This is a genomic window from Mesorhizobium sp. P2_C4, assembly GCF_056404575.1.
Genome location: NZ_JBFUDT010000004.1, coordinates 564,975 through 578,383, shown reverse-complemented (window position 1 = coordinate 578,383; position 13,409 = coordinate 564,975). Strand labels below are relative to the sequence as shown.

General features: G+C 55.1%; 13 protein-coding genes. 2 read left to right on the top strand and 11 right to left on the bottom strand.

Annotation, left to right across the window (positions count from 1 at the left end; translation table 11 throughout):
* The first annotated feature begins 24 nt into the window (after window positions 1-24).
* Window positions 25-648: a class I SAM-dependent methyltransferase gene (locus AC1DX6_RS19160; protein ID WP_477316100.1), complete on the top strand. Its 624-nt coding sequence runs from the start codon at window positions 25-27 to the stop codon at window positions 646-648.
* Between the two features lie 169 nt (window positions 649-817).
* Complete coding sequence (locus tag AC1DX6_RS19155) at window positions 818-1,813, top strand: acyltransferase family protein (RefSeq protein ID WP_477316098.1); 996 nt, start codon at window positions 818-820, stop codon at window positions 1,811-1,813.
* A 185-nt stretch (window positions 1,814-1,998) separates the two neighbouring features.
* Here AC1DX6_RS19155 and AC1DX6_RS19150 read toward each other — a convergent pair whose 3' ends face one another.
* The 11 genes from AC1DX6_RS19150 to AC1DX6_RS19100 all read right to left on the bottom strand — a co-directional run bounded on the left by AC1DX6_RS19150 (window position 1,999) and on the right by AC1DX6_RS19100 (window position 13,391).
* A complete protein-coding gene (locus tag AC1DX6_RS19150) occupies window positions 1,999-3,174 on the bottom strand; it encodes a glycosyltransferase (protein WP_477316096.1) in 1,176 nt (391 codons plus the stop codon).
* 4 nt (window positions 3,175-3,178) lie between these two features.
* Window positions 3,179-5,875 carry a glycosyltransferase family 2 protein gene (locus AC1DX6_RS19145; protein ID WP_477316094.1) on the bottom strand — a complete coding sequence of 899 codons (2,697 nt, stop codon included), beginning with the start codon at window positions 5,873-5,875 and terminating at the stop codon, window positions 3,179-3,181.
* A 14-nt stretch (window positions 5,876-5,889) separates the two neighbouring features.
* Window positions 5,890-6,642, bottom strand: a complete 753-nt coding sequence (locus AC1DX6_RS19140; RefSeq protein WP_477316092.1) for an ABC transporter ATP-binding protein — start codon at window positions 6,640-6,642, stop codon at window positions 5,890-5,892.
* The gene (locus tag AC1DX6_RS19135) at window positions 6,639-7,436 is read right to left on the bottom strand and encodes an ABC transporter permease (protein WP_477316090.1); all 798 of its coding nucleotides are present in this window, start codon (window positions 7,434-7,436) and stop codon (window positions 6,639-6,641) included. Before AC1DX6_RS19135 ends, AC1DX6_RS19140 begins: the two co-directional genes overlap by 4 nt.
* Window positions 7,433-7,936, bottom strand: a complete 504-nt coding sequence (locus AC1DX6_RS19130; RefSeq protein ID WP_477316088.1) for a GNAT family N-acetyltransferase — start codon at window positions 7,934-7,936, stop codon at window positions 7,433-7,435. Before AC1DX6_RS19130 ends, AC1DX6_RS19135 begins: the two co-directional genes overlap by 4 nt.
* A complete protein-coding gene (locus AC1DX6_RS19125) occupies window positions 7,933-9,060 on the bottom strand; it encodes a DegT/DnrJ/EryC1/StrS family aminotransferase (protein ID WP_477316086.1) in 1,128 nt (375 codons plus the stop codon). The genes AC1DX6_RS19130 and AC1DX6_RS19125 overlap by 4 nt, the downstream gene beginning before the upstream one ends.
* 24 nt (window positions 9,061-9,084) lie before the next feature.
* Window positions 9,085-9,993, bottom strand: a complete 909-nt coding sequence (gene rfbD / locus AC1DX6_RS19120) for a dTDP-4-dehydrorhamnose reductase (RefSeq protein ID WP_477316084.1) — start codon at window positions 9,991-9,993, stop codon at window positions 9,085-9,087.
* On the bottom strand, window positions 9,990-11,072 hold the full coding sequence (gene rfbB, locus AC1DX6_RS19115) for a dTDP-glucose 4,6-dehydratase (RefSeq protein WP_477316082.1): 1,083 nt from the start codon (window positions 11,070-11,072) through the stop codon (window positions 9,990-9,992). The genes rfbD and rfbB overlap by 4 nt, the downstream gene beginning before the upstream one ends.
* Before the next feature lie 25 nt (window positions 11,073-11,097).
* Window positions 11,098-11,652 carry a dTDP-4-dehydrorhamnose 3,5-epimerase gene (gene rfbC / locus AC1DX6_RS19110; protein WP_477316080.1) on the bottom strand — a complete coding sequence of 185 codons (555 nt, stop codon included), beginning with the start codon at window positions 11,650-11,652 and terminating at the stop codon, window positions 11,098-11,100.
* Between the two features lies 1 nt (window position 11,653).
* Window positions 11,654-12,535 carry a glucose-1-phosphate thymidylyltransferase RfbA gene (rfbA, locus tag AC1DX6_RS19105; RefSeq protein ID WP_477316078.1) on the bottom strand — a complete coding sequence of 294 codons (882 nt, stop codon included), beginning with the start codon at window positions 12,533-12,535 and terminating at the stop codon, window positions 11,654-11,656.
* A 262-nt stretch (window positions 12,536-12,797) separates the two neighbouring features.
* Window positions 12,798-13,391: a biotin transporter BioY gene (locus AC1DX6_RS19100; RefSeq protein ID WP_477316076.1), complete on the bottom strand. Its 594-nt coding sequence runs from the start codon at window positions 13,389-13,391 to the stop codon at window positions 12,798-12,800.
* Between the last annotated feature and the right edge of the window lie 18 nt (window positions 13,392-13,409).

Here is a 13,409-nt window from a genome sequence, read left to right as displayed (position 1 = left end):
AGTGCTATTTACGGGAGTCCTCCGATGAGCCGAGATTGGGAGAATTGGGACATCAGCGGCGTTGCCAACGAGATCCAGGCGATTTGGCAGGAGTCGGCCGAGGAAGTTGCTCATCGCGAACAGTTGGTCGACATCGTCTCTCGCTATGCTAGTGGTGCTCAAACGTCCATTTTGGAAGTCGGCTCCGGAACCGGCCTTATTTACGAAAAGCTCGTGACGAATCTACCTGTGACCGCAAGGTATACGGGGGTCGATTCGTCGGTGAAGATGCTTGAGATTGCGAGGAAAAACTTCCCTCAAGGGCAATTTCTTTATGGCGACGGCTATGAACTTGTTTTTAGAGATCAGGAGTTCGATGTCGTGCTGTGCTTCGAGGTGCTTGGTCACATCCCACAGATCAAGCCGTTTGTAAGCGAATTGCTTCGCGTCGCAAAGACGACATGCATCTTCACGACTTGGCCGAGCGACGGGCGTGATGTCGTTGAAAATTACGAAAACATCGATGGCGTTCGGTTTTTACATCGTAACTATTCAGATGCATCTATTCAGAACATAGTTCGCACCGTCGGCCGAAGAAATCTGAACCAAATCGAGTTGGTGAACCTTGGTTCGGGGGGGCAAGCCTATATCGTCACATTCCACCCCTGATAGCCCCTTAACCAAAGCTTGGTTCGGCGAAAACGTCAGTAGCCCAATCGGCGGAAGGATCGAGATAATTTCTCGACACTGCCCACAATGCAAATGAGAAGAGCTGCTGCCAACCCAACCTTGGGTAGGATTTCCGATCTCGTTGGGGTAAGAGGTTTCGGGGGCAGTGATGAGAAATCGTGAGCTTGATGGTCTGCGCGGTCTGGCAGCTATGGCGGTGGCAATTGGTCACTGCATCACCGCCACTTTTGGTATCGAGGTTTGGCAGAAGAGCGTTGCCGATTTTGCTTCGATGTCCTGGCAGCAAATCGCCGGCCGTCTCGGGCACGTCCTTTTCCCAGCAGATGCTGCGGTAGTCGTATTCTTCGTTTTGAGCGGTTATGTGCTGTGGGGCTCGCTGGTGCGACGCGGCTCTGGGGATCTGACCGAGTTCCTGCCCTATGCCGTCAGCCGGGCATATCGGCTGTTGCCAGTAGCTATTGCAAGCGCGATGGCACTCGGCTTTCTGATCCCGACCGCCAGCATCGACTTGGTGAAGAACGCTCTCCTGCTCAGCTACAATATCAATGGCCCGATCTGGACGCTGCAAGTCGAGGTGATTGGCAGCCTCTTGATCTTTGCCATGTTCGCGACCGTCGTCAGAACAACACCTTTTTTACTGACCATTTTCACGGCCGGCCTGGCTATCGCTGCCATCTATAACCAGCACTCTCTCATCCTGTTCCTATCCACCTTCGCGATGGGTGCCTCTCTGCACTACCTGCCGGTGCGCTGGTTCGAGTCGAGATGGTTGATGGCCGCCTATCTCCCTCTGATCTTTGCTGACCTTCTCATAGGGCATGGCTTGATCGCCCGGTTTGTAGCGTTGCCGCCGCCTTCCTATTTGTCGGATCCGTCGCAGTCAGCCGACCGAAGTTTCTCTCTTCGCGACCAGTGCATTTTCTTGGCGAGATCAGTTACCCGTTCTATCTGTTCCATCTCACTGGCGCGACATTGGCACATCATGTCATCGATACTGCCGGGGGCATGCCCGAAAACCAGTTTGCCGCCTTCCTGTCCTACGCAGTCCTTTCGATCGCCTTCGCGTTGCCCGTTGCCTATCTGGCACACATCCTTGTGGAGAAGCCTGGCATGCACGCCGGCGCCATCTTGGTTGCTAAATTGAAGGCCGCCGCCAGCATGGGCAGCCCAACCAGTGCCATTAACAATGCGAACGAACGGTCAACTCCGATCGCCAACGTGATCGTAAACTGACAGATCGACAAGCGCCTCACCGAGAATTTTGAGTTACCCTTGACAGCGGGGCTCCACCAGTCCGCCGCCAAGCTTGTCCGCGAGGATTGCGCCAACTTAAGCCCTCCCGTATGTCCGCAGCTTTCTTAGAATGCGTACAATTACCAAAGGAACTCCGCCCTCTTCAAAGATTATGCCAAGATGAAGCTTTATTCGCTCCAGTCGCCTCCAGAATCTCTTGGCATTCAACCTGCTTTGGTAGAGAGGTTTGGCATCTGCTGAAAGGTGCTCGGCAAGCTGCTTGAAAAAGCGCGCCCACTGGTGGGAAACATGTGACACGTCATAACGCGACTTGACGTCCTCAAAGGCGGCGTTTGCCAAAGCCGCTCGCTTGTCGGGTTGCTCAAGAAGGGTTGCAAGTGCTTCGAACCAGGATGATTGGATCCCCTTGACCAGCAACCCAGTGACTGAGTGCTTCACCACATCGCTATAGGGTGGAATGTCGGAGTAAATGCCTGCGATACGGCACGCGGCATATTCGCGGTATTTGTTATCGGTTTTGCCACGATTGGCCTCGTGATCCAGTAGCGGCGCCAGTCCGATCGCCCAATTTCTCTCAGCCTGAAACTTGATGTACGCATTGTAGTCGCCAGTGTGCGGAAAAAAGCGGACGCGCGCTCCAGCCGCAACGCCCTTTGGAAGAACGCCAGCGAACTCAAATATCGCCTTTGGGAATCTGACCAGAGTCGGTTCGATAAGCGGCGATATCAAATCCAGATCGTCAATGCGTGAGGGACTTCCCGCAAAGCCGATCCGGATTTCGTCTGTGGGAGATGGCTTCACTCCCTCAATGAGAGAGAAATCGAAAAACGTCGGCAGAACTGTCACATGGTTGCTGAAACTGGAAAGAAACCGGCTCAACTCGACAGAATTGGTAACCACCGCTTGCGCGTGAGAGACCGCAAACTTTAGGGAAGCTCTCACCAGCGGATGCCGGTAATACGCGGCTAGTGGAGTATGACCAACGATACGCCAAAAATTATCATCAATATAATACGCATAGGGTCGATTTGCATCGGACAAGGCTTGCGTCCACGACAGGACCAGGGGGTCAGCGCATCTGACGAACATCGGGATGGTATCAGGCGTAATATCAGAGGCTCGCAGCCGGTCGAGAAACTGTGTTCGATGGTAAACACCGTGCGAGGCGCACGCCTTCATAATCTGCTCGATCAAATGTGTAGTGGCGATCTCTGCCTCGATTATGATCAATATGTGGGCGACGCTGGGCATGGTTTTACGCGGACCCACGGTCTATGGCAGAGGGCGTGGTGGAGGCCTGTGCATTTCCGGTTGTCTGGTTTCTGATGATCTTCTTTGCCACCTGTACCCGCTCTGCGTATTCGACCCTTGCAAACGGAGCGATGACCTGGCGGGTCCAGCCAAGCCGGGAATAGGTCGCGAATTCAAGAGCGTAGATTGGCCACTTGGAACGCGCAAATAGGCGAAGGTGCCATGTACCATCTTGTGGAATTACGATCTCCTTCAGATCAAAAGTAACCGGAAACTGGAGGTTTGTCGTTGAGTCAAGAGCAAGCGCTGTCTGGACTTCAATTCCGCCTGCAGGATTGACTAGCTCTATCCCGACAGACCCATCTTGAATGCCTTCCGACGAAAACGCACAGGAAATGCTCCTGATCGTCCCACACTTAAGAAAAATGGAATATTCAACGAACGCTCTATCCTGAATCGCATCTGACAATTCGAGATAGCTGTTCGAAGTCCGCATGTTGCTTTCTTCGATGTATTGGCGGATGTCATCGAAGGCCGACGACACATGAGGCCAAAGATCTTCGTGGGAAAGGCGCGGCTTGAAGCGGCGATAGCGCCGGATTCTTGATCTCAGTGCGGAAAGCTCATGCAGGCTCATTCTGAGTGGCTCGCTATCCGGTGAACCACCCGTGTTGACCAGCGTCTTGGAGAAATACATTTCTTTGAGTCGGGATTCCAGAAGTGTTGGACTTACGGCCGATGCGTTTTCAAGTATCTCTTTGAGCACAATCAAGCTCTGCTCGCCAGAAAAGTGCGTCCGACAGAAAGTCGCGTTAATCTGCTTATAAAGGTCCCAATCGTCGCGAATTGCGGTGATCTTTTTTAGAGCCTGAAGCCATGCTCTCGGTTCCTGCGGTGGATCTACTCTGACAGCCGCACCATCGAACGTTGGAATATCATAAGGCGGGCTATTGGGCACCGCCAGCAAGGCGTCAAGAAGGTATGCACATAGGGCGACATTAAGGGTTTTGTACTTGTTGTTAATTGTCTCGCTGGGCGCATGAATAAGAACATCAGGACGGTGTTCGGCGATCTGCAACAACGCGCGATTCCAATCCAGTTGAAGAGGTTCGAATGTCAATTTGAGGCGGTCGTTAACCTCAATTTCCGATAGCTGATTATGATCACTGGCAGAGCCGCTTATCACGAAGTGAATGCGATGACCTTCATTTACAAGACTTTGAATTGCAGGAATTACCTTCTCTCGCAGTCCTAGCTGTCGGTGACTTCCGCCGATCGAAGCAATCGTTAAGTCAGGACGCCACACCTCTCCGATACCGACGGCCTCTGCCTTAGTTGAGAAAGCAATTGGCTTCTTCGAATAACTCACCGGCAAAAGAAATAACTTACCGTGAATAAGATTCGCCGAAAAGTACTCCTCTAGTGCTTGGGTAGTCACCATAACGCCGTGGAATTTGGATAGTTTGCTCCTCAGGGCGGATATAGAAAAATCCTCTGGCATTTCAATATTTTCTTTTGCCGCCAATTCTGTTAAATTGTCGTCAATAAAATAATATACTGGAATTGACCATCCGATCGCGGTGTCGATCCACTCTCTATAGCGATCTATCAACCGAACTACAATTAGACAGGAGGCGCTGGCTAGCTCAGAAATTTTCATGCCGCTTTGCAATGAGATTACCTTAACACTTCCCCTGATTGATTTCGGAAGGTAATCAAAGCACAGTGTAGCGGATGCATTGTAGTCTAAGGTTAAAACAACTACTGTCTTGCTTCCGCGAGATGAAGAATTGGAATTTCCCTCTAACAACCAGGCCCGCTGAGCGCAGTGAATCTCAGTCAAATCAGCAATGGCAGCCTGCGTGTGAGGCGACATTCCCGGAGGAATTTCAAATATCTCAATACTGTCATAGTTTTTAGGCGTGAGGTCTCTGGTGGCCGCACGCATCCACTCCTCGCAGGATCCGGAGACCAGGGGATAAGTTCGGCCAAGAGAATCGTCCTGCGCCGGACCGGTCACTTCGGCAACATCAACGTCAATATGCTGCAATAGGTAGCGTTCACTGATCCTACGCCAAAGATCCCAGTCGCATAATCTCGCCATAAGAACATTTGGATCATACAATCCAATCTCGTCAATTATATATCTTGGCAACAGAATCGAAGAATTTGCTATGGTATTTGAGCTTCTTAAATTTAACGAGGAAAGTGATTGCCCCAAACGAGCCACTATCCCCCTGGAATCTCCAGACACAGGGACCCGCCATATGGCGTTACCATAGCAAACGCGATTTGGATACTTTAGGCTATGCTCGAGTAGCTTCTCCAGCGCGTCGGTGTAGAAGAAATCGTCATCGAAGGCGAATGCGATGAAGTCGGCGCGGGCTTTGGTGAAAGCCTCGAATTCGGAGATAGCAGGCAGTCCAATGTTGCACGGATGTCTTAGACAGCTCACGCGCCCGTCTTTGCGCATGAACTCGGCGATCTGATCGGCAGTGCCGTCAGTGCTTGCATCGTCAATGATGATAAGCTCGATGTCTTCCAGCGTTTGTTCGAGAACGGATTCAACCGCCTTGCGGAATAGCCCGCTTGCGCCCCGCCGGTAAGTTGGCAGCAAGACGGAAATGGCCGGCTTGTGATCGACCGAATACCCGGAACCCGGTGTCCAGACGGTGTCGCTAATAATGTCTCTGACTTTCATCGGAATTCAGCCAATCATGTGTTTGGTAAATTAGCGCGCGAATAGCAATCAAGGACCTCAGACGTTTCTCCATCCATGCGAACACCACCTGCCTCAAGCCAGATGGTCCGCTTGCAAAAAGATTGCAGGAGAGGCGCCGCATGGCTTGCGAAGACAAGTATCTTGCCTTGCTCCATGAATTCGTACATCCGGCGCTTGGCCTTGTCCGCGAACTTGATGTCGCCAGCGCCCATCACCTCGTCGATCAACAAAATCTCGGGGTTGATGCTGGTCGACACGGCGAAGGCGAGACGGACAAACATTCCGGCCGAATAGGTCCGAACGGGATAATCCAGAAATTCTCCGAGTTCGGTGAAGGCACCGATCTCAGGCAATTTTTCCTCGATCTCTGCGGGCGACATGCCAAGCAGCAGGCCGCGGATACGAATGTTGTCCCAACCGGACTGGTTCATCTCGAAACCGGTCGCGAATTCGAACATCGGGCAGACATGGCCCCGCACCGTGACTTTTCCGGACGTTGGAGGGTAGATCTTCGCCATGACTTTCAGCAGAGTGCTTTTGCCAGCGCCATTGAGGCCTATCAGGCCGACCCGTTCGCCGCTTCCGATCCTGAGGTTCACCTGACGAAGCGCGTCAACGCTGTAGGTGGATGGTTGCGACTTTCGACCTGTCAGCCGGCCAGCCAACCAGTCTTTCAAACCGCCTCCGTTACGCTCGCCTTGAAAACGTATCCCTACTTCATCGAGACTGATTGCAAGTTTGGTCATAGGAGAAAAACCAGCCGATTGTCGAGCCGGCGGGCGATTACGGCAGCGACCACCCACATCATAGAAATATAGAATACCGCGAACAGATAGTTTTCTAACGGAGGAAATCCACCTTCAAGAATGGGATGCCTTACAATATCTATCAGGTAGTATAGTGGATTGTATTTGTATACAAAATCGAGATGCTTCGCCTGCAACACTTGAATAGGAAACATTATCGGAGTTACAAAAAATAGGACTTGGAGGATACCTGCGAGCGCAAATGGAAGATCCCTGAAACGCGTTCCAAGATATGCCGAGATCACGATGTGGCCCAGAGCAGCAATCAACAAAAGCCCAAGTCCCGGAATAGCGATTAGCCAACCTAAAAGATGAAGACGCCCAAAGAACAATTGCATCATTATGATTGCTGAAAACCCAATCACTAAGATAATGCTATACGAGACAAGAGCACGCAAAAGATAGATCTGCTTGGGATAGGAGAATTGCTTGATATAACCCTCGGAATTGACAAACGCCGTGCCCGCTTCGGTGAATGAGGAGAGCAGCAGTCCCCAAATGACGAAGCCGGTGTTTAGGAAAGGCAAGAAATCAGCCATAGGCTGGCCGAGCATGACGCCATAGACGAGGCCGGCGCCGCCAACGAAGAACGCCAGGTTCAACAGAATCCACAACGGGCCAATAAATGAACGTCGGAAGCGCGCCTTGATGTCTTGAACGCCCAAGAAGGTCCAGACTCGCCAAAGTTTCAGCGACGCCAGCGCGTCATTGTAGAGTTGCTCGCTTGGTATCATTCGATGTCGCCTCTAGTGAGGCCCATGCGGACCAGGCCGTCGGAGCGGCTTTCCTCGACGAAGCCGCATCGAGCGTAGAGCCCGATGGCCCTTGTATTTTGCTCCATCACTTCAAGAAACACATAGGGTAATTTGAGGACATGAGTTCCGAAACGCACGAGCTCGGCACATGAGCGCGTGATATAGCCCCTCCCGGCCATGTCCGGAGCAATCAAAAATCGCCCGATTTCGGCGCTTCCGGCATCCTGATCGATGTCGTAGATGCCGCACTGACCGACCGGTCGTCCTCCCACTTCAACCAGAAAGAAGAAATCATCCTGCTTTCGCAGGTAGCTCTTGTACCAGGCAAGATGCCTGTCAAAGGCGAGTTTGTCGGATGTCTTGAACCAGACACGTGCGTCGTCCCGATTGCGCCAATCGAGGATCGTCTTGAGATCCCGCTCTTCCATGAGCCTCAAAACAATCGTGCCGTCTCCGAAGGGAGCAATTTTCTGTTTCATTGAGCGTATTTGAGAACCAGTTCAGAAACCAAATCCACATCCGCCTTGCTCATGCGAAGGTGCAGCGGCAACGATATAATTTCCTTGCTTGCCGCTGCCGCGTTCGGGCAAGTGCCCGCCGCGAAGGCGTACATCCGGTAGTCAGTGTTGTCGCGATAATGAACGCCGGGATAGACACCGTGCTCGTTGAGGGCAAGCATCAGATTGTCGCGGTTCTGAACCCGTATCTGGAGAAGATGCTGGGCGGACTCACAACCCTCCACGGTCTGGACCACATTGACATGGTTGTGGCCCTCAAGATGCTGACGATACCAAACTGCCAGCTGACGCCGGAAAGCGTTATCGACATCAAGATATTTCAGTTGAACGATAGCGATCGCAGCCATGATCGAGTTGCCGTGATATTTGTAGCCAACCTCCTCGACATCATACATCCATTTATAGGCGCCCTGGGCAGCCGTGCGGGCATATGTATCCTTGTTGATACCCAGCCAGGTCAGCTTGCGAACGCGCTCATCGTCCTCCGCTTCCTTGAAGCAGATCATTCCTGAATCGGCGGTAGGAAGGTTCTTGACGGCCTGAAAACTGAATATCGTCGCATCTGCATCACTGCCAATGTGCGTTCCGTTGACCCGCGTGCCTGACATATGGGCAGCATCGAGCACCAGCTTGATGTCATGCGCGCGACAAATCTCCAGTATCTTCTGATACCGGCCCGTATTGCCTCCCATGCCAACGAATATCAGCGCTTTTGTTTTGTCCGTAATTCGCTTGAGCACGCTTTCAGGGTCGAGGCAGAGGTATTCATCGACGTCTGCGAAGACCGGCTTGAGGCCTGCATAGAGAATGGCGTGATTGGTCGAAACGAAAGTCAACGGCGTCGTGATGACTTCATCATCGCTGCTCCATCCGTGCTTGGATTTGAAAAGCTCAAAAGCCAAGTGAAGTCCGACCGTGTTGGAATTCAGGAAGTGGGCGTGCGGAAGTCCGGTGTAGTTCTTCCAAGCCGTTTCAAACTCGGCAGTCTTGAAGCCAAGTCCTGTCCATCCTTTTTCAAGACACTCACGGATTTCCGACAGACATTCCTCAATGCGGAAATTTGGTACAAATAACTGAACAGCCATAAATTTCTCCGTGATGCCTGCTGTTTAGAAGGTCCGCGTATGTCTCGGGTCTCCGATCAGGAGACGAGATACGACCTCTTCGGTGGAAAGGTGCCAATCCGGCGCGGTCCACCCGAATGTGGCCGCGAATTTTGTCGTCGAGAGGCGCGAATTGGCGGGACGCATTGCTTTCGTCGGGTAGTCCGCCGTAGTGATATCCCGCACTCGCGCGTAAGGACCACCATGCGCCTTGCTTGTGCCTAGGATATGACGCGCAAAACCGCTCCAGTTGATATCTCCGGTCCCGGCAAGGTGGTAGATGCCGTAGCCCTCAAAGCCCCTGGCGCCATGCAGCATCGCCGCCGACAGCAGGATTGCGTCGGCGAGATCAAGCGCCGAAGTCGGATTCCCCCACTGGTCGGCCACCACGGCTATCTCGTCGCGATCGGCGGCGAGCCACAGCATGGTCTTGACGAAATTCCTGCCGAACGGGCTGTAGGCCCAGGCCGTGCGCAGGATCAGATGGAGCGGATTGGCTTTGGCCACGGCTTGTTCTCCGGCAAGCTTGGAGGCGCCGTAAACATTACGCGGAGCCGTCGCGTCGGTCTCGCCATAGGCGTCGTCCTTCGATCCGTCGAAGACATAGTCGGTCGACAGATGGATGACGGGCACGCCGAGCCGGGCCGCAGCCTCGGCGACCTTGCCGGCGCCGACAGCGTTCACCGCAAAGGCGAGATCAGGCTCGTCCTCCGCCTGGTCGACGGCGGTGTAGGCGGCAGCCGACACCACGATATCCGGCCGCACTGCTGCGAGTGCGTCGAAAACCGTGTCTGGCCGCGCCAGGTCGAGCGCCGGTCGGCCGATGGCGACGACCTCGACGCCATCGCGCCGCTGCCCGGCCTCCAGCAGGCTGGCGGCGACCTGGCCGTCGCGTCCGGTGACAACCAGCCTCACGCCACGCCCTTCCTGCCTTCAGCCTGGCCGTGGCCCAGGCGCTCGCCGGCATAGCGCTGTTCGCGGATCGGCCCCCACCACCATTTGTTGTCGAGGAACCAGTCGACCGTTCTTGCCAGGCCGCTGTCGAAACTCTCAGCCGGCGCCCAGCCGAGGTCACGGCTGATCTTGGATGCGTCTATCGCGTAGCGGCGGTCGTGGCCGGGGCGGTCGGTGACGAAATTGATCAGATCGCGATGGCTTTTGCCGCCTTTTCGAGGCCGCCTGATGTCAAGCAGGTCGCAGATGGTCTCGACGACGCTCAAATTCGTCCGTTCCGAATTGCCGCCGACATTGTAGCTTTCGCCCGGCCTTCCCTTTGTCGCGACAAGCTCCAGCGCGCGCGCATGGTCCTCGACGAAAAGCCAGTCGCGCACATTGGCGCCGGCGCCATAGACCGGCAACGGCTTCTCGTCGAGCGCGTTCAGGATCACCAGCGGGATGAGCTTTTCGGGAAAATGATAGGGCCCGTAATTGTTCGAGCAATTGGAGAGCACGACCGGCAGGCCATAGGTCTCGTGCCAGGCCCTTACCAGATGGTCCGAGGCCGCCTTCGAGGCGGAGTATGGCGAGGACGGCGCGTAGGGCGTTTCCTCGACAAACATGCCGCTGTCGAAAGGAAGATCGCCAAACACCTCGTCCGTCGAAACATGATGGAAGCGAAAGCGATCCTTCCTTTCCTCCGGAAGGCTGCGCCAATATTCCAGGGCGGAATTCAGAATTCTATAGGTTCCGACGATGTTGGTCTCGATGAAGGTGCCCGGTCCGTCGATCGAGCGGTCGACATGGCTTTCGGCGGCCAGATTCATGACGATATCGATGTCGTCGCGGCGCAAGATCTCCAGCACCGTGCGCTCGTCGCAAATGTCGGCCTGCTCGAATTTGTAGTTGTGCGCATTCTCGATCGGCCGCAGCGAGGCAAGGTTTCCCGCATAGGTAAGCTTGTCGAGGTTGGTCACCCGGTAGGCCGGATTGGCGCACAAATGCCGGCACACGGCCGAACCGATGAAGCCGGCACCGCCAGTCACCAGAAAATTCATGCTGCTCTCCTCATGCGAGCATGTCTCACACAAACACCTCCGCCATGCCAAGCGCCGGCGCCTTGAGGTCCTTGTCCGAAAGCTGAAACCCTCCAGGGATCGAAGGCCATTCGATGCCGATGGCAGGGTCGTCGAAACGGATCGATCGGTCATGCGCCGGTGAATAGGTATCGGTCACCTTATACAGAACCTCGGTGTCCGGCACGAGCGTGACAAAGCCGTGCGCGAAGCCCTTAGGCACCAGAATCTGGTTGCCCTTCTCGGCCGATATTTCGAGGGCGACCCATTTTCCAAAGCTCTTCGAGCTGCGGCGGATGTCGACCGCAACGTCGAGGATGCTGCCTCTGACAACACGCAGCAGCTTGTCCTGGGCACGAGGGGAAAGCTGGTAGTGCAGTCCGCGCAAAACACCCGCGGCGGCGGAATAGGAATGATTGTCCTGCACGAAACGCAAGTCGATGCCGGCCTCCGCAAAGCGCTCGGCATTCCAGGTTTCGATGAAGAAGCCGCGCGCGTCGCCGTGTCGCTTGGGGATGATCTCCAGCACACCGTCGAGGCCGAGTGGCCTGATCTCCAGCACCCTAGTTCTCCGTCAACTCGGTGACACGCCTGCGCAGATAGGCGGCATACTCGTTCTTCCCTAGCCGCTCAGCGCGCTGCAGGACCTTGTCCGCCGTCAGCCAGCCTTGCTCGAAAGCGATTTCTTCCGGACAGGCGACCTTGATGCCCTGGCGGTGCTCGATCGTGCGCACGAAGGAAGAGGCTTCATGCAGGCTGTCATGCGTGCCAGTGTCGAGCCAGGCATAACCACGGCCGAGCTGATGAACATGCAGCTGCCCGCGTTCAAGGTAGACGTTGTTGACCGCCGTGATCTCGAGTTCGCCGCGCTCCGAGGGGCGGATCGACGAAGCGATGTCGACGACCTGGTTGTCGTAGAAATAGAGACCGGTGACGGCCCAATTGGACTTCGGTTTCTGTGGCTTTTCCTCGATCGTCAAAGCCGTGCCGCTGGCCTTGTCGAACGAGACCACGCCGTAGCGCTGCGGGTCGTCGACATGATAGGCGAATACCGATGCACCGCCTTCGCGCGCCGCCGCGTCGCGGCAGAGCTGCGACAGGCCCTCGCCGAAATAGATATTGTCGCCAAGGATCATCGACACGCTGTCCTTGCCGATGAAGTCGCGGCCGATGATGAAGGCTTCTGCGAGTCCGTTGGGATGAGGCTGCGCGGCATAGGACAGGTCGAGCCCGAATTCCGAACCGTCGCCGAGCAACTCCCGGAAAATCGGCAAGTCTCGCGGTGTCGAGATAATCAGAATCTCGCGGATTCCCGCGAGCATCAATACGCTCAGCGGGTAATAGATCATCGGCTTGTCATATATTGGAAGAATTTGCTTAGAGATCGCTAATGTTAGCGGATAAAGACGCGTTCCACTGCCTCCAGCAAGGATTATTCCTTTCAAAAAGCTCTCCTTGAATTGCCGAGGCCCCCGCCAGGAAATCAAGTTGCTCGTGCTTAAGGTTTCGCGCCATGGCTTGTCAATCTCGACCGGCCATCATCCGCCAGATGATGGCGATTGCGAGACGGGCGTCGGCGGCCATCCTGGACCGGAGCTCGCACGCGCGAGCCGAACCATCTCCCGTTTGATCGACGGGCTCAGCAAGGCGGCGGCATGAAAAAGCCGGCAGGCTTGGCGCCCGCCGGCTTTTTTCTTGGATCGGACTTCAGGAACGCTTCGGCAGCAGCGACCAGGCGGCCGGCACGAGGCTCGCGGCGAGTGCAACTTTGATCAGGTCGCCAACGATGAAGGGCAGGACGCCGAACTGCCACGACTTTTCCGGGCCGATCAAAAACGCTAGCCAGGCGAAGCCCATCGCCATCATGACGATTTCGGCCACCAGCATCGCATTGAAGAGCTTGACCGGATGGCGATCCCAACCGCGATCGGCGGCCCAGCCGACGATCGCCGCCATGACCACGAAGCCGGCGAGATAGCCGCCGGTCGAGCCGAGCATATAGGCGATGCCGATGCCTTTTTCCGGCGTGCTCTGGAAGACCGGGAAGCCCATGGCGCCTTCGGCCATGTAGAGAAGCAGCGTGCCGACGCCAAGGCGCAGGCCGAACGCCGCAGCGATCAGCAGGACGGCGAGCGTCTGCATCGAGATGTCGACCGGTCCGAGCACAACTTTCGTCTTGGCCGACAAGGTCAGGACCAGCGTGCCGGCGATTGCCAGCAAAAGCAGCGTTGCCAGGCGGGCCGCGCCCTCTTGCGGCAGGGCGAGAGAAACAAGCGGACGCATCGTCGTTGCAATTGCCATGGTCTTCCTCATTCCGGA

What these genes read in the sequence shown, in the direction of transcription:
- AC1DX6_RS19145 (WP_477316094.1), bottom strand. Translation starts at nt 5,875, where the DNA reads ATGAAAGTCAGAGACATTATTAGCGACACCGTCTGGACACCGGGTTCC.
- AC1DX6_RS19150 (WP_477316096.1), bottom strand. Translation starts at nt 3,174, where the DNA reads ATGCCCAGCGTCGCCCACATATTGATCATAATCGAGGCAGAGATCGCC.
- rfbB (WP_477316082.1), bottom strand. Translation starts at nt 11,072, where the DNA reads ATGAATTTTCTGGTGACTGGCGGTGCCGGCTTCATCGGTTCGGCCGTG.
- AC1DX6_RS19140 (WP_477316092.1), bottom strand. Translation starts at nt 6,642, where the DNA reads ATGACCAAACTTGCAATCAGTCTCGATGAAGTAGGGATACGTTTTCAA.
- AC1DX6_RS19135 (WP_477316090.1), bottom strand. Translation starts at nt 7,436, where the DNA reads ATGATACCAAGCGAGCAACTCTACAATGACGCGCTGGCGTCGCTGAAA.
- AC1DX6_RS19160 (WP_477316100.1), top strand. Translation starts at nt 25, where the DNA reads ATGAGCCGAGATTGGGAGAATTGGGACATCAGCGGCGTTGCCAACGAG.
- AC1DX6_RS19125 (WP_477316086.1), bottom strand. Translation starts at nt 9,060, where the DNA reads ATGGCTGTTCAGTTATTTGTACCAAATTTCCGCATTGAGGAATGTCTG.
- AC1DX6_RS19100 (WP_477316076.1), bottom strand. Translation starts at nt 13,391, where the DNA reads ATGGCAATTGCAACGACGATGCGTCCGCTTGTTTCTCTCGCCCTGCCG.
- AC1DX6_RS19130 (WP_477316088.1), bottom strand. Translation starts at nt 7,936, where the DNA reads ATGAAACAGAAAATTGCTCCCTTCGGAGACGGCACGATTGTTTTGAGG.
- AC1DX6_RS19155 (WP_477316098.1), top strand. Translation starts at nt 818, where the DNA reads ATGAGAAATCGTGAGCTTGATGGTCTGCGCGGTCTGGCAGCTATGGCG.